Origin of the sequence: Antarctobacter sp. (assembly GCF_034670325.1) — a bacterium.
Lineage (GTDB): Bacteria > Pseudomonadota > Alphaproteobacteria > Rhodobacterales > Rhodobacteraceae > Antarctobacter.
In genome coordinates this window covers 369,153-389,020 of sequence record NZ_JAXMNR010000003.1, presented here as the reverse complement: position 1 = coordinate 389,020, position 19,868 = coordinate 369,153, and the positions used below count along the sequence as shown (strand labels likewise).

At 63.7% G+C, this 19,868-nt stretch carries 25 protein-coding genes; 15 read left to right on the top strand and 10 right to left on the bottom strand.

Translation table 11 applies throughout. The features are described 5' to 3' along the window. Positions 1–6: 6 nt before the first annotated feature. Positions 7–282, bottom strand: coding sequence for a hypothetical protein (locus VOI21_RS09840; protein ID WP_323769678.1), 276 nt, complete (start codon positions 280–282; stop codon positions 7–9). Between the two features lie 148 nt (positions 283–430). Then, positions 431–601 (bottom strand): hypothetical protein, encoded by a 171-nt coding sequence (locus VOI21_RS09835; protein WP_323769677.1) that lies wholly within the window; start codon positions 599–601, stop codon positions 431–433. A gap of 96 nt (positions 602–697) precedes the next feature. Between VOI21_RS09835 and VOI21_RS09830 the strand changes: the two genes are divergently transcribed. The 4 genes from VOI21_RS09830 to recO all read left to right on the top strand — a co-directional run bounded on the left by VOI21_RS09830 (position 698) and on the right by recO (position 3,863). Next, positions 698–1,570, top strand: a complete 873-nt coding sequence (locus VOI21_RS09830; protein ID WP_323769676.1) for a DMT family transporter — start codon at positions 698–700, stop codon at positions 1,568–1,570. A 187-nt stretch (positions 1,571–1,757) separates the two neighbouring features. Then, entirely contained in the window at positions 1,758–2,666 is a 909-nt protein-coding gene (gene era, locus VOI21_RS09825) for a GTPase Era (protein ID WP_323769675.1), read from the top strand. A gap of 1 nt (position 2,667) precedes the next feature. Then, positions 2,668–2,997, top strand: a complete 330-nt coding sequence (locus tag VOI21_RS09820) for a DUF1491 family protein (protein ID WP_323769674.1) — start codon at positions 2,668–2,670, stop codon at positions 2,995–2,997. 134 nt (positions 2,998–3,131) lie between these two features. Beyond that, positions 3,132–3,863: a DNA repair protein RecO gene (gene recO, locus VOI21_RS09815; RefSeq protein ID WP_323769830.1), complete on the top strand. Its 732-nt coding sequence runs from the start codon at positions 3,132–3,134 to the stop codon at positions 3,861–3,863. Here recO and VOI21_RS09810 read toward each other — a convergent pair. Continuing rightward, complete coding sequence (locus VOI21_RS09810) at positions 3,841–4,233, bottom strand: META domain-containing protein (protein WP_323769673.1); 393 nt, start codon at positions 4,231–4,233, stop codon at positions 3,841–3,843. The two genes, recO and VOI21_RS09810, sit on opposite strands and share 23 nt — an antisense overlap. 91 nt (positions 4,234–4,324) lie before the next feature. Here VOI21_RS09810 and pgsA point away from each other — a divergent pair, with 91 nt between their 5' ends. Genes pgsA through VOI21_RS09790 form a run of 4 tightly spaced genes read left to right on the top strand, consistent with a single transcriptional unit; the run spans position 4,325 to position 6,500 of the window. Next, the gene (gene pgsA / locus VOI21_RS09805; RefSeq protein WP_323769672.1) at positions 4,325–4,990 is read left to right on the top strand and encodes a CDP-diacylglycerol--glycerol-3-phosphate 3-phosphatidyltransferase; all 666 of its coding nucleotides are present in this window, start codon (positions 4,325–4,327) and stop codon (positions 4,988–4,990) included. Next, positions 4,990–5,235: a molybdopterin converting factor subunit 1 gene (moaD, locus tag VOI21_RS09800; protein ID WP_323769671.1), complete on the top strand. Its 246-nt coding sequence runs from the start codon at positions 4,990–4,992 to the stop codon at positions 5,233–5,235. Before pgsA ends, moaD begins: the two co-directional genes overlap by 1 nt. 2 nt (positions 5,236–5,237) lie before the next feature. Beyond that, the gene (locus tag VOI21_RS09795) at positions 5,238–5,681 is read left to right on the top strand and encodes a molybdenum cofactor biosynthesis protein MoaE (RefSeq protein WP_323769670.1); all 444 of its coding nucleotides are present in this window, start codon (positions 5,238–5,240) and stop codon (positions 5,679–5,681) included. A gap of 48 nt (positions 5,682–5,729) precedes the next feature. Beyond that, positions 5,730–6,500, top strand: a complete 771-nt coding sequence (locus VOI21_RS09790) for an FCD domain-containing protein (RefSeq protein WP_323769669.1) — start codon at positions 5,730–5,732, stop codon at positions 6,498–6,500. A 52-nt stretch (positions 6,501–6,552) separates the two neighbouring features. On the opposite strand, the gene VOI21_RS09785 is transcribed toward VOI21_RS09790, so the two are convergent. From VOI21_RS09785 to VOI21_RS09770, 4 genes are all read right to left on the bottom strand, one after another. Further along, positions 6,553–6,984: a cytochrome c gene (locus VOI21_RS09785; protein ID WP_323769668.1), complete on the bottom strand. Its 432-nt coding sequence runs from the start codon at positions 6,982–6,984 to the stop codon at positions 6,553–6,555. A 57-nt stretch (positions 6,985–7,041) separates the two neighbouring features. Beyond that, positions 7,042–7,281 carry a hypothetical protein gene (locus VOI21_RS09780; RefSeq protein WP_323769667.1) on the bottom strand — a complete coding sequence of 80 codons (240 nt, stop codon included), beginning with the start codon at positions 7,279–7,281 and terminating at the stop codon, positions 7,042–7,044. A 206-nt stretch (positions 7,282–7,487) separates the two neighbouring features. Further along, a complete protein-coding gene (locus tag VOI21_RS09775; protein ID WP_323769666.1) occupies positions 7,488–8,843 on the bottom strand; it encodes an ammonium transporter in 1,356 nt (451 codons plus the stop codon). A gap of 28 nt (positions 8,844–8,871) precedes the next feature. Continuing rightward, a complete protein-coding gene (locus tag VOI21_RS09770) occupies positions 8,872–9,210 on the bottom strand; it encodes a P-II family nitrogen regulator (protein WP_323769665.1) in 339 nt (112 codons plus the stop codon). Between the two features lie 255 nt (positions 9,211–9,465). Here VOI21_RS09770 and VOI21_RS09765 point away from each other — a divergent pair, with 255 nt between their 5' ends. Then, complete coding sequence (locus VOI21_RS09765) at positions 9,466–11,628, top strand: transglycosylase domain-containing protein (RefSeq protein WP_323769664.1); 2,163 nt, start codon at positions 9,466–9,468, stop codon at positions 11,626–11,628. 77 nt (positions 11,629–11,705) lie between these two features. Here the strand turns inward: VOI21_RS09765 and VOI21_RS09760 are convergent, their stop codons facing one another. Beyond that, a complete protein-coding gene (locus tag VOI21_RS09760; protein ID WP_323769663.1) occupies positions 11,706–12,293 on the bottom strand; it encodes an ABC transporter substrate-binding protein in 588 nt (195 codons plus the stop codon). Positions 12,294–12,307: 14 nt separating this feature from the next. Then, on the bottom strand, positions 12,308–13,054 hold the full coding sequence (locus VOI21_RS09755) for a VacJ family lipoprotein (protein WP_323769662.1): 747 nt from the start codon (positions 13,052–13,054) through the stop codon (positions 12,308–12,310). Between the two features lie 195 nt (positions 13,055–13,249). On the opposite strand from VOI21_RS09755, the gene VOI21_RS09750 reads away from it, so the two are divergent. The 6 genes from VOI21_RS09750 to VOI21_RS09725 all read left to right on the top strand — a co-directional run bounded on the left by VOI21_RS09750 (position 13,250) and on the right by VOI21_RS09725 (position 19,180). Beyond that, positions 13,250–14,980, top strand: coding sequence for a type I secretion system permease/ATPase (locus VOI21_RS09750; protein WP_323769661.1), 1,731 nt, complete (start codon positions 13,250–13,252; stop codon positions 14,978–14,980). Then, positions 14,977–16,281 (top strand): HlyD family type I secretion periplasmic adaptor subunit, encoded by a 1,305-nt coding sequence (locus tag VOI21_RS09745; RefSeq protein ID WP_323769660.1) that lies wholly within the window; start codon positions 14,977–14,979, stop codon positions 16,279–16,281. The genes VOI21_RS09750 and VOI21_RS09745 overlap by 4 nt, the downstream gene beginning before the upstream one ends. Positions 16,282–16,445: 164 nt before the next feature. After that, positions 16,446–16,910, top strand: coding sequence for a RidA family protein (locus tag VOI21_RS09740; RefSeq protein WP_323769659.1), 465 nt, complete (start codon positions 16,446–16,448; stop codon positions 16,908–16,910). After that, positions 16,910–17,659 (top strand): glycerophosphodiester phosphodiesterase family protein, encoded by a 750-nt coding sequence (locus VOI21_RS09735; RefSeq protein ID WP_323769658.1) that lies wholly within the window; start codon positions 16,910–16,912, stop codon positions 17,657–17,659. The genes VOI21_RS09740 and VOI21_RS09735 overlap by 1 nt, the downstream gene beginning before the upstream one ends. 34 nt (positions 17,660–17,693) lie before the next feature. Continuing rightward, the gene (locus VOI21_RS09730; protein WP_323769657.1) at positions 17,694–18,893 is read left to right on the top strand and encodes a GNAT family N-acetyltransferase; all 1,200 of its coding nucleotides are present in this window, start codon (positions 17,694–17,696) and stop codon (positions 18,891–18,893) included. Next, complete coding sequence (locus tag VOI21_RS09725; protein WP_323769656.1) at positions 18,890–19,180, top strand: 4a-hydroxytetrahydrobiopterin dehydratase; 291 nt, start codon at positions 18,890–18,892, stop codon at positions 19,178–19,180. Before VOI21_RS09730 ends, VOI21_RS09725 begins: the two co-directional genes overlap by 4 nt. 117 nt (positions 19,181–19,297) lie before the next feature. Here VOI21_RS09725 and VOI21_RS09720 read toward each other — a convergent pair whose 3' ends face one another. Next, complete coding sequence (locus VOI21_RS09720; protein ID WP_323769655.1) at positions 19,298–19,786, bottom strand: peroxiredoxin; 489 nt, start codon at positions 19,784–19,786, stop codon at positions 19,298–19,300. Positions 19,787–19,868: the final 82 nt, after the last annotated feature.

The window sequence follows — 19,868 nt, the reverse complement described above, 5'->3', positions numbered from 1 at the left end:
CCCCCGCTAAAGGCGATCCGCCAACTTGGCCTCCGGGGATGCCTCCCTAAGGCGTCCGTGGAACGCCTCCAACGCTTCAAGGTCGAAATCACGGCCCGACAGGCACGCGCGCAGCGCCTTCATGACACCGGGCGGATCAAGGACCTGTTCTGCCCAGACCCGCATCGCAAGGTTGCGCGGCACCGCTTGCGGGTCTTGCCGGGACACCGTCTCGTCCGCCCGCGACATCAGCGCTTGCGGAGCGACCAATGCCTCGGCGCAGGGCAAGACATCCGACGCCACCCAAGCCGCCGCCCGCTCCCGCCGGGATCTGCTCGGGGTCGTCGCCCATCCGCAACAGGGACACGGCCGGTACGCCAAAGCGCTTCCAGCGCAGCCCGAACCCCCGGCTCAGGATCTTGTCCACCGGGTGCCAATAAACCTGCGCAAATCACTGCCCCCAAACCAATCCATCTCGCCAGTCCCGTGGCTGCAAGGCCACCGCCTGTGTCATCTGCGCTGACCCGTCGACGACCATCAGGCCACGGCGCTGCCGCCGCAGGCCCAGCGGCTCTACCCGGGCGTCGAGCGCGTCCAGTCTCTGGCGGGTCAAGGGTTTCATATTCCGTCTACCGCCCGACTTCCGCTGCGCGGACGCGCTCTGGCACAGCCGGGAAATCTACGCTACCGCCTGCCTCAGCAAACCGTGGACCCACGCATGACCGACAATCTCAAGGGCAGCCTCTACATGATCCTCGCCATGCTTGGCTTCGGGATCGAGGATGCCTTTTTCAAGACCGCGACCGGCTCTGGCGGGATCAGCCCCGGACTTGGCACCCTGCAGTTCGGGCTGCTGGCGATGGCGCTTTACGCCCTCTACGCCCGGTTCAGCGGCGTGCCGGTCTGGACGCGGGAATACCTGCGCCCCGGCCTGCTGATCCGCACCGCGTTCGAGATTACCGGTCGCCTCTTCTTTGCCCTCAGCCTTGCCTACACGCCGCTGTCGACCACCTCGGCGATCCTTCAGGCGGCCCCCCTGTTTGTCATGCTGGGCGCGGCGGTCGTTCTCAAGGAACGCATCGGCCCGCGCCGATGGACCGCCATGGCGGTGGGCTTTCTGGGCGTGCTGCTGATCGTGCGCCCCTCGCCTTCGGGGATCGAGGCGAACGCGGTCTTCGCCCTGCTTGGCATGATCGGCTTTGCCGGGCGCGACCTGGCGACGCGCACCGCGCCGATGCATGTGCACACCGCGCAACTGGGGGTTCTGGGCTTTGCCGTCGTCAGCTTCGCCGGTCTGGTGATCCTGATGTTTGAGCCCGGGACACCGACCCTACCCTCTCCACAGGCCGCCGCCCTGATCTGCGGCACCGCCCTGTGCGGCCTCGCGGGTTATACCGCGATGACCTTTGCCATGCGCACCGGAGAGGTCGGCGTGATCGCCCCCTTCCGCTATAGCCGCCTGATCGTGGCGCTTGTCCTCGCCTACACATTCTTCGGCGAACGCCCCGATAACATGACGCTGGCCGGAGCGGCGCTGATCGTGGGGGCCGGGATCTACTCACTCCTGCGAGAGCGGCGCACGATGCGTTAACCCGCCCGCGCGGCGCAGTGCATGCGCATGGATTGTGCATCGTTTGTGCATGGACTGTGCCTCGGCATTTTCCGCGCCCCGGCAAGACGTTAACCCCGATTCGCGGCCGATCCGGGGATTCCACTGGCGTTGATCCCGGTTTTCCCCTAAATCACCAGCTTCTTCAGTTAACCCCCCGGATCCCCCAATGACCACACGCGCCGGTTTCATCGCCCTGATCGGAGAGCCCAACGCGGGCAAATCCACGCTTACCAACTTTATGGTAGGGGCCAAGGTTTCGATCGTCACCCACAAGGTACAGACCACCCGCGCCCGCATCCGCGGCGTGGCGATGGAGGGCGACAGCCAGCTGATCTTCGTCGATACGCCGGGCTTGTTCAAACCGCGCCGCAGGCTGGACCGCGCCATGGTCGCCGCCGCTTGGGGCGGGGCGGCGGATGCCGATGTGATCGTGCTGCTGATCGAGGCGCATCGCGGCGTCACCGAAGGCGTGGAACGCATCCTCGAAGGGCTTGCAGACCTGCCACGCGGCCGCAAAATCGCCCTTGCCATCAACAAGATAGACCGGGTCGAGGCCAAGACACTGCTCGCCCTGACCAAGGACATGAACGACCGCTTCCCCTTTGCCAAAACCTTCATGATCTCCGCCGAAAAAGGCTATGGCATCGACGAATTGCGCACCTGGCTGGCGTCTGAGGTCCCCGAAGGCCCCTGGCTCTACCCGGAGGACCAGATCGCCGATCTGCCCATGCGCATGATCGCGGCAGAGATCACGCGGGAGAAACTGACCCTGCGCCTGCACCAGGAACTGCCCTACCAATTGACGGTCGAGACCGAAAACTGGGAAGAACGCAAGGACGGCTCCGCCCGCATCGACCAGATCGTGTATGTCGCCCGCGACGGCCACAAAGGCATCATCCTTGGCCACAAGGGTGAGACAATCAAGGCGATCTCCAAGGCCTCTCGCGAGGAACTCACAGAGTTTCTCGGCCGCCCCATCCACCTGTTCCTGCAAATAAAAGTGCGTGAAAACTGGCTCGAGGAAAAGGAACGCTACTCCGAAATGGGGCTGGATTTCAAAGACGGCAACGCCTGAGATGGCGCGCCTTACCGCGCGCTTCTGGGTCGATGCCTATCTCGCGCGCCTGCGCCTGACGGACATCCCCGCTTTTGTCCTCGCCCATGGCGACGACACCGCTGGCGCCGTCCTCGTCAAGCTGAACACCCTCGACGGACAGGCCCGGGCCTTTACCCGCGGCTTTGACCTGATGACCGGCGACCGCAAATGGACCGACCTCACCTCTGGGGCCGAACGCGACGTCGATGAGGCCATCACCCGCCAACGCCGCTTCGACCCCGACCTCTGGGTGATCGAGGTCGAGGACAGACAGGGCCGCCACCTGCTCGACGATCCCTCCCTCGCCTGACCTGCGGGCTTCTTCTTGGTCCAAATACTCACAATCCGAGGCCCCACAGGGGGCCGAGAAAAACAGCGCAGCCGCAGGCTGCTCCGCTGGATCACCGCTTGCCAAAGCCCGCCAACCTCCCGATCTTGCAGGCCATGGACTGGCGCGACACCGGCATCTTGCTCAGCACGAAAAAACACGGCGAAACCTCGCTGATCCTTGACGTATTCACCCCCGGACATGGCCGTCACGCGGGCGTTCTGCGCGGCGGCACTTCGCGCAAACTGGCCCCGCACCTGCAACCCGGCGCGCAACTGGATCTGGCATGGCGCGCGCGGCTCGAGGATCACATCGGCAGCTACACCGCAGAACCCCAACGCTCCCGCGCCGCTGCCGCGCTTGGTGACCGGGTTGCGCTGGCAGGGCTCAACACGGTGACCGCGCTGCTGGCCTTCTGCCTGCCCGAAAGAGAGCCGCACCCCGCGCTCTACTCCCGCTCCGAGACGCTGCTGGATCTGCTCGACCGGCCCGACCTCTGGCCGCTGGCCTATCTGAACTGGGAATTGGCACTGCTGGACGAGATGGGTTTTGGCCTTGACCTGACCACCTGCGCGGTAACCGGGGCCACGGACAACCTGACCTATGTCTCCCCCAGAACCGGGCGCGCGGTGACGGCGCAGGCCGCCGGGGACTGGGCAGACCGGCTGTTGCCGCTGCCGCCAATCCTGTTGGGCCATGGAGAGGCAGAGGACTCCGACATTCTCGACGGTCTCACAACCACCGGGTTTTTCATGGAAAATCGCCTCGCGCCGGATTTGCGGGACAAACCCCTGCCCGCCGCGCGGTCGGCTTTGATCACGCGCCTCAAGGCGCGGGCAGCGCGGTAAACACCATCTCGCGCCCCGCCGCGTCGGTCAGCACCAGCGTCCCTTCGCGCAGTTCGGCCAACCGCACCGCCTGCAAAGCCATGAAATACACATGCTCCTGCGCAAGCTCCGGACAGGCCCGACGGGTGGCGCGCAGTGGCCCGACTGAGATCTCTGGCCACACGCCGTCCAGCCGACCGGAAAACCCGTTACACGGACCCCGCCCGCTCAAGCGCCCCGGCTCTGACAGGTCCAGTTCCGCCGACGCGGTAAACGGCGCGTCCCCGATGCTTTGCAGCACCCAACGCCCCTTTGCAGACACATCCGTCATGCCGTCCTGCGCCACGGCGCTGCTTGCCAGGCCCAACAGGGCAAAGAGTGTCGCACGCATGATCACCTCGCTGTCATCTGCCCAATCTGGCCCACCTCAGCCCGTCCGGCAAGCCTTCCCCCTTCCCTGAGAACCGGCTAGGAAGGCGACGATGAAACTCACGTTGCCCAACCTTCTGACAATCCTGCGCCTGCTCGCCGCCCCCGGCGTTGCGGTGATGTTCCTGTATTTCTCGCGCCCCGTGGCCGATTGGGCGGCGCTGATCCTGTTTGCGGGGGCCGCCATGACCGATTGGCTGGACGGCCATTTGGCCCGCAGCTGGCAACAAGAGACCAAGCTGGGCGCCATGCTGGACCCCATTGCGGACAAAGCCATGGTGGTCATCGCGCTGATGGTCATCATCGGTTTTTCCTCGTGGTCCCCGTGGCTTGTCCTGCCCGCAACCATGATCCTCTTCCGTGAGGTCTTTGTCTCTGGCCTGCGCGAATTCCTTGGCGACACGGCGGGCACGCTGAAGGTGACCAAGCTGGCCAAGTGGAAGACCACCACGCAGATGGTCGCCATCGCGGTGCTGTTTGCGCAGGGCATATTCGAGCACTATCTTGTGATGTCGAGCATGGGCATGGGCGATGAAATCATCGGGCAGGTCCTTGGCGGCGAGATCGCGGATGAATTCGGCCTGCGCTGGAAGCTGCAAGGCATGATCTGGTCCGGCAAGGGCGGGCTGGTGCTGCTGTGGCTGGCGGCGGCTCTGACGCTGATCACCGGGTGGGACTATTTCCGCAAGGCGCTGCCGCATCTGAAGGAGGACAAGTGATGGACGTGCTGTATTTCGCATGGGTCCGCGAACGCATCGGGCTGCCGCGTGAAACGGTTCAGACCGAGGCCGCAACCGTCGCCGATCTGGTGGCCGAACTCCGCGCTAGAGAAGACCGCTACGCCATGGCCTTTGAGGATCTGAGCGCGCTGCGCGTGGCCGTCGATCAGGAACTGACCGATTTCGACGCGCCGCTGGCCGGTGTCCGTGAGGTGGCGTTTTTCCCACCGATGACGGGGGGCTGACCATGCGGATCGTCGTGCAGGAGGCCCCCTTTGACTTCGGTGCAGAGGCGGCGGGATTTGCTGCCGGGCGTCACGACATGGGCGCGGTTGTCACCTTCACCGGGATCGTGCGCGACCGTCCGGGCGGCAGTTTGCAGGCCATGGAGATCGAACATTATCCCGGCATGACCCAGAAAGCGCTGGAAAAGATCGCGGCAGAGGCGGTTGAGCGCTGGTCGCTGGGGGACGCGTTGGTGATCCACCGCTACGGGCGGCTGGAGCCGGGCGCGCAGATCATGATGGTCGCCACCGCCGCCCCGCACCGCAAAGACGCTTTTGAGGCGGCAGAGTACCTGATGGACTACCTGAAATCCCGCGCGCCCTTCTGGAAAAAGGAATATTGCGCGGAAACCGGGACATGGGTCGCCGCCAAGGAGGAAGACGAGGCAGCACTGACGCGGTGGTAAGACTCCCGCAGCTTTGGTAAGAATCCCTTACCGCGCGAAGGAACAACTATGCCATTCGAAAAAGTCCAGTCCGAGAAACTCTCGCACGCTGTCGTCCGGCAGATCGAACAGCTGATCCTGCGCGGCGTTCTGCGCCCCGGCGAACGCCTGCCTTCAGAGCGCGACCTGTCGGAACAGATGGGTGTCTCGCGCCCCTCGCTGCGCGAGGCGGTGGCGGAATTGCAGGCGCGCGGCCTGCTGATCTCGCGCGCCAGTGCGGGCATCTTTGTGACAGAAGTGCTGGGCAGCGCCTTCTCCCAGCCTCTGATCCAGCTTTTCGCCAACCACGACGAAGCGGTGTTCGACTACCTGTCCTTCCGGCGCGACATGGAAGGACTGGCCGCCGAACGGGCTGCGATTTATGGCACCGACTGCGATCTTGCGGTCATCGCGGCGGTCTTTGCCAAGATGGAAACCGCCCATACCAAGCGCAATCCGACCGAAGAGGCCGGCCTGGACGCCGAGTTTCACCTTGCGATCATCGAGGCCAGCCATAACGTCATCATGCTGCACATGATGCGGTCGATGTACCAGTTGTTGCGCGAAGGCGTGTTTTACAATCGCCAGATCATGTTCAAGCAGCGCACAAGGCGCGACACCCTGCTAGAGCAGCACCGCGCCGTCAACGACGCCTTGCAGGCCCGTGACCCGCAGGCGGCGCGCGCCGCCGTCGAGGCGCATCTGAACTTCGTCGAGGCGGCGCTGAGCGACAATCGCGAGGCCGAAAAGAACGAGGCCATCGCCCGTCAACGGCTGCGCCGCGAGACAGAGCGCGGCTGACCCGGCCCACACCCGCCGCCGTTATGGCGACGGACACAGGCCGGGTGCCCGGTCAGTTGATGCCGTTGGCGCGCTGCAATTCCCGCACATAGGCGACAATGGCGACCACATCCGCACGGGTCAGCCCCGCCACCGGCGGCATGTTGCCAAAGGGCCAATGATGCGCGCGCACACCGCGCTGCACTGCCAGCTGGAACGATTCGTCGCCGTGATGCGACGGCTCATAGATCTTGTGGACCAGCGGTGGCCCCTTGCCATTGCGCCCCGCCGCGTTCTGGCCGTGGCAGGCCGCGCAAATGGCGTCAAAGCCCGTCTTGCCGATTTGCGCATCGGGCGACAGCGTCTCTGGCACGATGACCTGTACCAGTGGTGCCCCCACAGCAGGAGCGGTCTGGGCATCGGCGCTGCCGAATGAGGTGAATTGATAAGCGGCGATGGCGGCCCCAAGGGCAAGCGTACCGGCCAATATGTATCTGGTTTTCATTTAGGTCTCCGAGTGTATCTGACAGGCATGGCACCCTCTTGGGTGCCGGTTGCGCTGTCAGACGCGCGGAGGCGGTGGATCGGACGCCAAAGCCGGTTCGGCAACCAGCAACCGCCCGGGCAGGTCAAACATGCCGCGATGCTCTGCGGGAGCGAACAGAACGAGGACGTCGGGCATGACAGAGCCGATGGCCGGACACGCCGCACAGGCAAGGTCATGGCCCTGCACCGCGTCATTCGTTGCACAGTCCATGCAATCTGTCGCGCACTCCATCATGCCGCCGCCATGGCCTGCCATGGCCGAGGATGCTCCCCATAGAAGGAAAGCCGTCGAAATGAGCAATACGAACAAACGCGGCATCTTTTGCGGCCCCTTTCACTGCGACCCTATCCCGGCGTGTCCCGAATAACAGGCCCCGGGGCGCGACAATCCGCAACCTGCCAATAAAAAACCCGGGCGCGAACGCCCGGGCCAGTGATCAAAGACTGAGTGGAAGGAGAAGCTCAGCCCTTGGAGAATTCTGGGTATGCCTCCATGCCCAGCTCGGCCATGTCGAGACCGGTGATCTCTTCCTCTTCCGATACACGGATGCCCATGATGGCTTTGAGGATGAACCAGATCACACCCGACACCACGAAGACGAACACACCGACGATGATGATCGAGATGATCTGACCGCCAAAGGTCGCGTCCGAGTTGGTCAGCAGCACGGCCAGCGTACCCCAGATACCGGCGAAGAGGTGCACCGGGATGGCGCCGACCACGTCGTCGATCTTGAGCTTGTCAAGGAAGGGCACGGCAAAGACCACGATCACACCGCCTACGGCGCCGATCAGGGTGGCTTCACCCAGTGTCGGGGTCAGCGGTTCCGCCGTGATGGACACAAGACCCGCCAGCGCGCCGTTCAGAACCATCGTCAGGTCGACCTTCTTGTAGATCACCTGCGTCAGGATCAGCGCAGCGATGGCACCACCGGCAGCCGCCGTGTTGGTGTTGGCAAAGATGCGCGACACGTCAGCGACGTCACCCACGGTGCCCATGGCAAGCTGCGAGCCGCCGTTGAAGCCGAACCAACCCAGCCACAGGATGAACGTACCCAGTGTTGCCAGCGGCAGGTTGGAGCCCATGAACGGCACGGTACGACCGTCTTTGGTGTACTTGCCGATACGCGGACCAAGGATCAGAGCGCCTGCAAGAGCCGCCCAGCCGCCGACCGAGTGCACAACAGTCGAACCGGCGAAGTCGAGGAAACCGTACTGGCTGTCAAGGAAACCGCCGCCCCACTTCCACGATGCCTGGATCGGGTAGATCAGGCCGGTCAGGATCACGGTAAAGATCAGGAAGGGCCACAGCTTGATGCGCTCGGCCAGCGTGCCCGAAACGATCGACGCGGTGGTGGCGCAGAACATCAGCTGGAAGAAGAAGTCAGAGCCAGTCGAGGCATAGCCATAGTCGTCCGCCGCATCGCGGCCAACGCCCACAGCTTCGAGAACGGCAACGCCAAAGGCACCAAGGTAGCCACCGGTCTCATCCGTTCCGATCGACCAGTTGCCCAGCGGATACATCACGTTGTAGCCGATCAGGTAGTACATGATCGCCGCAATCGCGAAGAGCGCGATGTTCTTGGTCAACTGCATGGTCACGTTCTTGGACCGCACAAGACCGGCTTCGAGCATGGCAAAGCCCGCGGCCATCCAGAACACCAGAAAGCCACCGATCAGGAACAGCAGCGAGTTGAAGATAAAGATCGAATCCGTCGAGGCGTCGACCCCCGCTACGGGTGCCGCATCCTGCGCAAACCCGATGCTCGGCAAGGCCAGCAACAGGGCGGCCGGCGCAAGCGTCTTTAGTAGTTTCATGTCCGTTTCCCTCATGATGAACTGCGCGTCAGAGCGCGTCTGCGTCGGTTTCGCCGGTACGCACGCGCACGGCCTGAAGCACGTCGAGCACAAAGATCTTGCCGTCGCCGATCTTGCCGGTCTGCGCGGTGGTCTTGATGGTCTCGATCACCTGATCGGCCATCGACGAGGAGACGACGATCTCCAGCTTGATTTTCGGCACGAAATTTACGGCATATTCTGCGCCGCGGTAGATTTCGGTATGGCCGGACTGAGAGCCGAAGCCCTTGATTTCCGTTACCATCATGCCGCGCACGCCGATGCCGGTCAGTGCTTCGCGCACTTCCTCCAGCTTGAACGGCTTGATCGTTGCAATGATCAGTTTCACCTTGGTCCCCTTCGGTCTGGCAGGGCAGCGCCTGCATTTGCACCAGCAGCAGAACGGCGACAGAGCGCAAATTTGAAGGGATCAGCCCGGATTTCAGGCGGACACAGGGGTAAATGTGTTTAATTTTTGTGCTTCGCTGGCGTTTTGCACAATATTTCAGCTTAAAATAAACGCAGCGCCGCGCCGGGGATGGTCAACATTCCCTTCCAGAGACGGTAGAGTCGCGGTCAAAGAATAACGTGACGGGCAGAGTTCATGAGTACCTCCAAAGGTAAGTCCAAGCGGCTCGTGGCCGACAGGCGCTATCCGCGCGGTGGTGCAAAGCCCGCCGCGAAACCCACCCGAACCCGCAAACCCGCGGCGCGGCGCACGCCGTCCCGGCGCAAGCGTGGCGGCGGCGGCATTCTCGGCTTCTTCGGCGGGCTGGTGCGCTGGATCTTTCGGCTGGTCTGGCGGGTGACGCTGTCGGCCACGGTGGTCGTGGCGCTGCTCCTCGGGGCGGCGGTCCTCTATGTCTACAGCACCCTGCCAGAGCTGAACGCCCTGCTGGACGGGCGCGCGCGCGGGTCGGTGACATTGCTGGACCGCAACGGCGATGTCTTTGCCCTGCGCGGCGATCAGTTCGGCGGCGTGGTCACAGCCGAAAGCGTCAGTCCCCACCTCAAGAACGCCGTCGTGGCGACCGAAGACCGGCGGTTCTACTGGCACTTCGGGGTCAGCCCGCGCGGTGTCGCCAGCGCCATCCGCATCAACCTGCGCGAAGGACGCGGTCCGCTGTCGGGCCACGGCGGATCCACGATCACCCAGCAAACCGCCAAGCTGGTCTGCCTTGGTGAAGAATACGACCCCGACATCTGGAAGACGGAGGCAGAATACGTCTCCGACTGCCGACAGGGCTCGTTGATGCGCAAAGGGCGCGAGGCGATCTATGCGATGGCGATGGAGGCGAAATACTCCAAGAACGAGATCCTCTCGATCTATCTCAACCGCGCCTACATGGGCGGCGGCGCCTATGGGGCCGAGGCTGCGGCACAGCGCTATTTCGCGAAACCCGCCGCGGCGCTGAACCCGGCAGAGGCGGCGATGCTGGCCGGACTTTTGACCGCGCCCTCGACCCTCGCGCCGACATCCAACCTCAAGCGCAGTCAGGACCGCGCCGCGACAGTGCTGCGGCTGATGTACGATCAGGGCTATCTCACCGAAGAGGAAATGCGCCAATACCAGTCCAACCCGGCGGTGCTGTCGAGCGGCGCGCAGCAGTTGGGTGGCGGCTATTTCGCCGACTGGGTGATGCAGTCGGGACCGGACTTCTTTACCCGCGACACCACCGAGGACGTGGTGATCGAGACCACTCTGGACCAGCGCATCCAGCGGGTGACGGCCTCGGCGGTGGAAAAGATCTTTGCCGAAAAGGTCAAATCCGGCTCCAAGGCGCAGGTGGCTGTGGTGGTCATGTCTGCTGACGGCGCGGTGCGCGGCATGGTCGGCGGGCGCGACACCGATGCCACCGGCCTGTTCAACCGCGCGACGCAGGCGGTGCGCCAGACCGGATCGGCCTTCAAACCCTTTGTTTACGCCACCGCGCTGGAACTGGGCTATTCGCCGCTGGATACGGTCGAGGACGCCCCCTACTGCCTGAACATCCCCGGGTCAGGCCAGTGGTGCCCCGAGAACTATTCGCGCCGCCACTACGGTGTGGTCACGCTGACCGAGGCGCTGAAAAGATCGCTGAACATACCTGCGGTCAAGGTCTCCGAAACCGTGGGCCGCGATCTGGTGCTGCGGGTGGCCCGCGACTTCGGCATCCACCGCGAACTCACGGACACGCCCGCGCTGGCGCTTGGTGCGTCCGAGGCGACATTGCTGGAGATGACCGGCGCCTATGCGGGCATCCTGAACGGCGGCTCTTCGGTGACGCCCTACGGTCTGCGCGTGCTGCGTCTGAAAGGTCAAAACGATCCGCTGATGGGCTCCGGCGGCGGCATCGGAGAGCGCGTGGTCCGCGAGGAAGCCGCGCGGCAACTGGTCTGGATGATGCACAAGGTGGTGACCGAAGGCACCGGCGGGCGCGCCGCCCTGCCCGACCGGCAGGTCGCGGGCAAGACTGGCACCAGCCAAGAGGCGCGCGACGCCTGGTTTGTCGGTTTTACCGCCGATTACGTCACCGGCGTCTGGATGGGCTACGACGACAACACGCCTCTGACCGGCGTGACAGGCAGCGGCCTGCCGGCGGAAATCTGGCATGAGGTCATGGTGGGCGTCGAAGAGGGGCTGCCGGTGCAGCCTTTGCCTATGTCAGAACCGGTGCCACCCAAAGTGCCCGAACCACAGCCGCAACCCGAACCGGAAGAGCGCCGCCGCCAGAAACAGTCGATCCTCGAGCAGGTCCTGCGCGACATTCTGGGCGGCGGGAACTGAGACACAGCCCCCTACAAAGGCCAAAGGGCCGGGATCCTGTCAGGATCCCGGCCCTTTTCAATCGCGGTGGATCGGTCTCAGCTTGCCGTGCGCAGGTCGGTGATCAGCTTGTCGATATCGCCCCGGCGGGCATCCAGCATAGAGCCGATCTCGCTCCGCTCTGTCAGCAGCATGTCCACCCCTTCGATGAACAGGTTGTAAAAGCGGTTGGAGTCGGAGACGTGAAAAGAAATCTCGAACGGATCGGTGCCTCGTAGATAAGCGGTACAGCGCACCTCATACCCGCGCCGGATCGACCCGACGGATTTCACCTCTAGCCGTCCGCCGATGAATTCGCGGAACCGCTTGCCGTACTTGCGCGAGATGTAGCCGGTGAACGCGTCGGTAAAGGCTTTCTTCTGCGCCCCCGTTGCGCGACGCCCGTCCACGCCCAGCGCGTTGGCCGCGATCAGCGGCGTATCGCCGTATTTCCGGAAAATCCGCTCGAACTCGCGGTACATCGCGGATTCGGATTTGCCCGATGAGATCACCTTGTTGATCTCATCCACCATCTTGCTGATCAGGCTGGACGCCTGACCGCTCGTCAAGGCGAATGCAGGCATCGCGGGCAAGGCCGCTGCCGCGGTGCCGACCGCAAGGAAGTGGCGGCGTGAAAATAGCGTCATGACTAGGCTCCTTCCTAGAATCCCTCGGCGTCCACCGCCAGCGGATCGAAATCCGACCCCGGCGCATCCTCGCCCAGTTCGTATCTCCGGTTCTGCAGGTACATCAACCGGAACTGCAAATAACTGTCGGCGCTGCCGTGCAGGATCGAATCGACGGTGCCGCCGAATTTGCTGCGCTCGCCCACCTTGTCCAATGCCTTGGCCGCTGTGCCGACATAGCGCTCAGGCGTCGGCACCACGTACTTCAGCGGGTCGGTGAACAGGTCGACAACGTCCCCGGCCGTATCCCGTTCCGTCGAAGGGCCAAGAACCGGCACCTCCAGATAGGCCCCTTCGGGCACACCCCAGACGGCCAGCGTTTCGCCAAAGTCGGAATCGTCCGGGTCCAGCCCCCATTCCTTGGCCACGTCGAACATTCCGCCCAAGCCGATCGTCGCGTTCAGCGTGAACCGCATGGAGTTGCTGGTCGCCCGCAAGAGACGCCCCTGAAGCAACTGGTTCACAACCGTCTGCGGCAAAGAGACCGTATCGGCAAAGCTCGAAACGCGCTCCTGCACAAATGGCGGAACGGTTCCCGCATACCCGGGACCACCGCCGCTGAACAATTTCTCGTCGAGATTCCTGTTGAAATCATGGACCTTGCGGTTCTTCACCTCATAAGGATCATGGATTCCATCGGGCGCCCCGCCCGGTCCGGGCACCGAACAACCGGCCAAAGCCAGCGCGAGCGTCACCAGAACGACCGGTCTTACATCCAACATGACCCAAAGTCCTTTTCAAACCACTTGGGAAAGCTGCCCGCTTTCCGTAAAAGGGTAGATAATTTCATATCCGAATGTTCCCAACGAAGGATGCCGGAATCCCCACTCATGTGGCACAATGGCGACATGAGGCATGACAGGAACCCACTGTCACAGATTCCGGCCCGGTACACAACGAGGGGCTGATACAGGCGCATGAGCACCGCAAGAAAAGACACCGGGCGCGATGAACTCCTCGCCGCCCGAAGACAAAGTCGGCCCTACTATTGGTTTGTCGGCATCTTCAGCCTTTTCGTGAACATCCTCATGCTCACGGGGCCGATGTATATGTTGCAGGTCTACGACCGGGTGCTTGGCTCGCGGTCTGAGGCGACGCTGATCGCGCTCTCGGTCCTTGTGATCTTCCTGTATTCGATGATGGGCCTGCTGGACTATGTCCGGGGCCGGATCATGGGGCGCGTCGCGGCGCGGTTCCAGTCGGCGCTGGATCTGCGGGTCTTCGATGCTGTGCTGCGGCGGGCGGCGGTCCAGAACGATGAACTGGCCCAGACCGGGCTGCGCGACCTCGAATCGGTGCAGCGGCTGATGTCCTCGCCGGTGCTGATGGCGTTTTTCGACATTCCGTGGACCCCGCTGTTTATCATCGGAATCATGATCTTCCATCCGTGGATGGGCTATCTGGCGATTGGCGGCGGCCTTGTGCTGATTGCGGTGACGCTGGTCAACCAGCTGGTCAGCAAGACACCGACACTGAAATCCAACATGGCGGTGATGCAGGCCGAACGCACCGCCGACCAGATCCGCCAAGAGGCGGAAATGGTGCAGGCGCTGGGGATGCGCGGCGATGCCTTCAAGCGCTGGATGAAGGCGCGCTCACAGGCCCTGTCGGGCCAGATCGCCTCTGCCGACCTGACCGGCACCTTCTCCACCATGACCAAGACCATTCGGATGCTGTTGCAATCCGCGATGCTGGGTCTTGGTGCCTATCTTGTCCTGCAAGGCGAACTGACACCGGGCGCGATGATCGCCGGGTCGATCCTGATGGGCCGCGCCTTGGCCCCCATCGAACTGCTGATCGGCCAATGGGCGCTGGTGCAGCGCGCGCGCAAGGGCTGGGACAACCTGTCCCAACTGCTGAGCGAAGTGCCGGAAGCCAGCCAGCCTACGCAACTGCCCAAACCCGCCGCCAAGCTGGAGGTGCAGCAACTGACCGTGGTCGCGCCGGGCGAACAGCAGGCGGCGCTGCGGCTGGTGTCGTTCAATGTCGGACCCGGTCAGGCCTGCGGCGTGATCGGTCCCTCGGGCGCGGGCAAATCCACGCTGGCCCGTGCGCTGACCGGCGTCTGGCGGCCTGCGGGCGGCAAGATCCGGCTCGACGGGGCCTCTCTGGATCAATACGGGGCCGAAACGCTGGGCCAGCATATCGGCTACCTGCCGCAGCGCGTGACCCTGTTCGATGGCACCATCGCCGAGAACATCGCCCGCCTGTCGCCCGACCCCGATCCCGAACAGGTGGTCGCGGCAGCGATGAAGGCCGACGCCCATGAGATGATCCTGAAACTGCCACAGGGCTATGACACGCGTGTCTCCGCCTCTGGCGGGCGGCTGTCCGGCGGCCAGATGCAGCGCATCGGTCTGGCCCGTGCGATGTACGGCGACCCGGTGCTGCTGGTGCTGGATGAGCCGAACTCGAACCTCGACAATGAGGGGTCCGAGGCGGTCAACAAGGCGATCAAAAGCTTCAAGGAGGCGGGCAAGGCGGTGCTGATCATGGCGCACCGGCCTGCGGCCATCAAGGAATGCGACCTGTTGCTGATGCTGGAAAACGGCGGCCGCGCCGCCTTTGGTCCCAAGGACGAGGTGTTGCAGAACATGGTCAAGAACCATCAGCAATTGCAAAAGGCCGGACCGGGAGGTGTGCGATGAGCGCGGACAAGCAGTTTTCCCTGCGCGGCCCCATGGTTGCTGGCATCCTCGGGCTGGCGATCCTCGTAGGCGGCTTTGGCACATGGGCCGCGACAACCAATATCTCGGGGGCCATCGTCGCCTCCGGGTCCATCGAAGTGGATCAGAACCGGCAGATCGTGCAGCACCCCGACGGCGGCGTGGTGGCGGAAATCCTTGTGGATGAGGGCGACACGGTGGCCATTGGTCAACCGCTGATCCGGCTCGACCCGACCTTGCTGCTGTCCGAACTGACCATCATCGAGGGCCAGTTGTTCGAGATCATGTCCCGCCGCGCGCGCCTACAGGCGGAACGCGACGGCAAGGACGAGATCGTCTTTGCCGAGGAAGTCCTGCAACGCACCGTGACCGACGCCGAAGTGGCCGAACTGGTCGAAGGTCAGCGCAACCTCTTTTTCGCGCGCCGCGATTCAATCGAAAGCGAGATCGGGCAATTGCGCAAACGGTCGGACCAGATCACCGATCAGGTCATCGGCATCGACGCCCAGCAAACCGCCCTGACCCGCCAGTCGGACCTGATCAAACAGGAACTGGTAGGCAAGGAGGAACTGCAACGGCAGGGCCTTGTACGCGCGCCGGAAATCCTTGCCCTGCAACGCGAAGAGGCGCGGCTGGCCGGTTCGGTGGGCGAACTCAAGGCGCAAAAGGCGCAGGCAGAGGGCAAGATCACGGAAATCGACATCCAGATCCTTGGCCTTGAAACCCGCCGCCGCGAAGAGGCCATCACCACGCTGCGCGACCTGCAGTTTCAGGAACGCGAACTGGCCGAACAACGCCGCGCCATCAAGGAACGGCTCAGCCGGATGGTCATCACCGCGCCGGTCAGCGGCATCATCTATGGCCTCACGATCTTTACCCCGCGCTCTGTCATCCGGCCCGCCGATCCGGTGCTTTATATCGTGCCGCAGGACCGCCCGCTGGTGATTGCGGCGCAGGTGGAACCGATCCACATCGACAAGTTGTTTGTCGATCAAGAGGTCAGCCTGCGGTTTTCCTCATTGGACCAGCGGCAGACGCCGGAACTGTTCGGCTCGGTGGTGCAGATCTCCGCCGATGCCTTTGAGGATCAGAACTCGCGCGTGCGCTACTACCGCGCCGAGATTGTGCTGAACGAAGGAGAGATTGACCGACTGCCCGAAGGCGCGGCGCTGATCCCCGGTATGCCGGTCGAGACGTTTATCCGCACAGAGGACCGCACGCCGCTGGGCTATCTGGTGAAACCCTTCATGGATTACTTCGCCAAGGCCTTCCGCGAGAGTTAACCGGGGAACAGGGGGCGTCATGTCCCCTCCCCCGATCGCCTTCCACACAGATCTTTCCCACAGCAACACGCCGGGGCAAATGAACACGTCCAAAGGGGCGCGCAGGGTCCTTGCGCGTGCCCGGACCCGCCGCTAGCGTGGCGCCAAATTCAAGGGAGCCTATCATGTCCAATGCCATCGATGCCCGCCTCGCCGAACTCGGCCTGACCCTGCCCGACGCCCCCGCGCCCGCAGCGAACTATGTGCCCTACGTGATCGTGGGCAGCCTTGTATTTGTCTCCGGGCAGATCAGCATGAACGCCGACGGCCTCATCACCGGCAAGGTCGGCGCCGACCTGACCGTCGAAGAGGGCGCCGCCGCCGCCAAGACCTGCGCGCTCAGCCTGCTGGCGCAGGCAAGGGCCGCCTGCGGGGGCGACCTCAGCCGCCTCAAACGGGTGGTCAAGCTGACCGGCTTCGTCAACTCCACCCCCGATTTCACCGACCAGCCCAAGGTGGTGAACGGTGCCAGCGACACGCTGGTCGAAATTCTGGGCGACGCAGGGCGGCATTCGCGCTCTGCCGTCTCGGCGGGCGCGCTGCCTCTGGGCGTCGCGGTCGAGATCGAAGGCATCTTCGAGATCGCCTGATGACACCGCTGCCGCCGGTCTTCCTTGACCGCCCGATCGCGCACCGCGCCCTGCACGGGGCCGGACGTCCTGAAAACTCGCGCGCCGCCATCCGGGCGGCGGTGGCGGCTGGCTACGGCATCGAGATCGACCTGCAACTGTCCAAAGATGGTCAGGCCATGGTCTTTCACGACTACGCCCTGACGCGCCTGACCGGGGCCAATGGCCCCGTGCAACAGCGCAGCGCCAGCGACCTTGCGCAACTGACCCTGATCGGCGGCACCGAGGGCGTGCCGACGCTGACCGAGGTGTTGCAGATTGTCGGCGGCGCCGTGCCTTTGCTGATCGAGCTGAAGGATCAGGACGGGCGCATGGGCCCGAACATCGGCGCGCTGGAACAGGCCGCCGCCGATGCCGTGGCCGGTTATGACGGGCAGCTTGCCTTCATGTCCTTCAACCCGCACTCGGCGGCGGCTATGGCGCGGCTCTGCCCGGATCGCCCGCGTGGCCTGACCACCTGCGCCTATACCGCCGACGATTACCCGACCCTCTCCGCCGACATTCGCGACCATCTGCGCGGCATGCCCGGACTGGCGGACATGGGCGCAAGTTTCATCTCGCACCACCACACCGATCTGAACAGTCCCATCGTGGCGGATCAAAAGGCGCGCGGACTGCATGTGCTCTGCTGGACGATCCGCTCGCCCGGTGAAGAGGCAGAGGCGCGGCGCATCGCCGAGAATGTGACCTTCGAAGGGTACAACGCTTGATCGCCGCGCCCGCGATGCCAGATAAAACAATGTCATGACGGATCAGCGCCCGACCCCAACAGTCACCATCGACGTCCTCTCCTCGCTGTCGCAAATCGCGCCAGAGGTGTGGGATGCCTGCGCCTGCCCGGAAGCAACCGGCGGGGCGCGTCCCCTCGACCCGTTCACCACCCACCGCTTCCTCAAGGCGCTGGAGGACAGCGGCTCCGTCGGTCCCGGCACTGGCTGGGACCCGCGATACCTGCGAGTCGAGGCGGAGGGAGACACCATCGCCGTAGCGCCGCTCTATGTGAAATCGCACAGTCAGGGCGAATACATCTTTGACCACAACTGGGCCCATGCCCTCGAAAGCGCGGGCGGCGACTACTACCCCAAACTCCAGATCGCCGTGCCCTTCACCCCGGCCACCGGGCGGCGCTTTCTGACCAAACCGGGGTTCGAGGTGACAGGCACATCGGCGCTGGTTCAAGGCGCCGTGCAGATCGCGTCGGACAATGAATTGTCCTCGGTCCACGTCACCTTCTGCACCGAGGGCGAGGCCATCGCCGGTGAGCAGATAGGCCTCCTGCGGCGTACCACCCAACAGTTCCACTGGCAGAACAAAGGCTATGCGGATTTCGACGCCTTCCTAGCCAGCCTGAGTTCCCGCAAGCGCAAGAATATCCGCAAGGAGCGCGCTAAGGCGCAGGCCTTCGGTGGAGAGATCGAGATTCTGACCGGCGACCAGATCCGCCCCGACCACTGGAACGCCTTCTGGGTCTTCTATCAGGACACCGGCAGCCGCAAATGGGGCTCCCCCTACCTGACACGCGCGTTCTTTGACCTTGCACAAGAGCACCTGCGCGACGACATCGCGCTGGTGATGTGTTCACGCGACGGACGCTACGTGGCAGGCGCGCTGAATTTCATCGGACAAGAGGCGCTTTTCGGCCGCTACTGGGGCTGCACAGAGGATCATCCCTGCCTGCATTTTGAGGTGTGCTATTATCAGGCCATCGACTTTGCCATCGCCCACGGGTTGCAGTCGGTCGAGGCGGGCGCACAGGGCGAACACAAACTGGCGCGCGGTTACCTGCCGCGCCCGACCCATTCGCTGCACTGGATCGGAAATCCGGGCTTTTCCGACGCCGTCGCCAAATATCTGCAAGCGGAACGTCGGGCAATTGATGAGGACATCGAAATCCTCACCGCCTACGGCCCTTTCCGCAAGGACAGACAGGAGGAACAAGAATGACCGAGAAACTGTCGGATACCGCCCGCAAGACGGTGCTCGCCCCACTCCTCGACAACGGCTGGGCCATGGTCGAGGGGCGCGATGCGATAGCCAAGACCTTCGAGTTCAAGGATTTCACACAGGCCTTCGCCTGGATGACCCGCGCCGCGCTCTGGGCGGAAAAATGGGACCATCACCCCGAATGGTTCAACGTCTACAAGACGGTGCAGGTGACGCTCAGCACCCACGACGTCGGCGGCCTGTCGGCGCTGGACGCCAAACTGGCGCGCAAGCTGGACAGCCTCTGACCCTCCCCGGCGTCTTTTGTCCTGAAACATCCCGGTCGTGAGGCCGCAGGCCGAGGGCGTCATGCTGCAAGCATGCCTCTGGCATGACGCCCCCTCTCCTGCCTCTACTGCCGTACCTCAGATCGCGGCCAGCAGCGCCTCACCGCCCGAGGTCTCGCAGACGCCCGGGTTTTCCTCCAAATGCAGAACCTTCACGGTGCCGTCCTCGACCAGCATGGCATAGCGTTTGGACCGGTCGATCAACCCGGCGGGCGGCGCGGTGAAGTCCATGCCAATCGCCTTGGTCAGCTCTGCCGCCGGGTCGCCGATCATGGCAATCCCCGCCGCCGAAGCCCCGGTCGATTCGCCCCACGCCCCCATCACGAAGGGGTCGTTCACCGACAGGCAGATCACCTCGTCGACGCCCTTGTCGGCAAATCCGTCCCTTGTGCGCATAAAGCTGGGCACATGCGCGGTGGTGCAGGTGCCGGTATAGGCGCCGGGCAGGCCAAAGATCACAACCTTGCGGCCCTTGGTGAGCGCGCTCAATGCCACCTGTTCGGGGCCTTTGTCTCCCATACGCGCCAGAGTTGCCTCTGGCAGGCTGTCGCCTACTGAAATCGTCATCGTCCTGTCGCTCCTTGGAATTGCGTTTTCCCGAATCCGGACTGTAGTTTGTCCGCGAAGAATGAAAACCGGTGAGGGCGAA